Source organism: Pseudoalteromonas sp. SIMBA_162, assembly GCF_046535955.1.
Lineage (GTDB): Bacteria > Pseudomonadota > Gammaproteobacteria > Enterobacterales > Alteromonadaceae > Pseudoalteromonas > Pseudoalteromonas marina.
On record NZ_JAWJBQ010000088.1, the window covers coordinates 1 to 426 of the forward strand.

A 426-nucleotide genomic window follows, 5' to 3' on the forward strand; every position below is an offset into this window, starting at 1 on the left:
CAGTGAACGTGGCACAGCCGTTACCCCTCAATATCTGTTACTTGGCCTTGCGGCGACGGACGATAAGCTTATCGGTGCGCTTGTTCTTGCGAGTCTTGTGACCCTTGGTCGGGACGCCCCACGGGCTGACCGGGTGACGGCCACCAGAGGTACGACCTTCACCACCACCATGCGGGTGATCGACCGGGTTCATCGCGACACCGCGAACAGTCGGGCGCACGCCTCTCCAACGCTTAGCACCGGCCTTGCCCAGTTGACGGAGGCTGTGCTCGGAGTTGCCCACTTCGCCGAGAGTTGCACGGCATTCGGACAGCACCTTACGCATCTCGCCAGAGCGCAGACGCAGCGTGGTGTAGTTACCGTCACGTGCCACGACCTGGGCACTGGTACCTGCACTACGAGCGATCTGGGCGCCCTTGCCTGGCT

At 62.7% G+C, this 426-nt stretch carries 1 protein-coding gene; it reads right to left on the bottom strand.

Translation table 11 applies throughout. From position 1 onward, the window contains the following. Window positions 1–37: 37 nt before the first annotated feature. Window positions 38–426, bottom strand: a 389-nt coding sequence (rplB, locus tag R0J88_RS18830; RefSeq protein WP_410900701.1) for a 50S ribosomal protein L2, incomplete at its 5' end; no start/stop codon positions are given.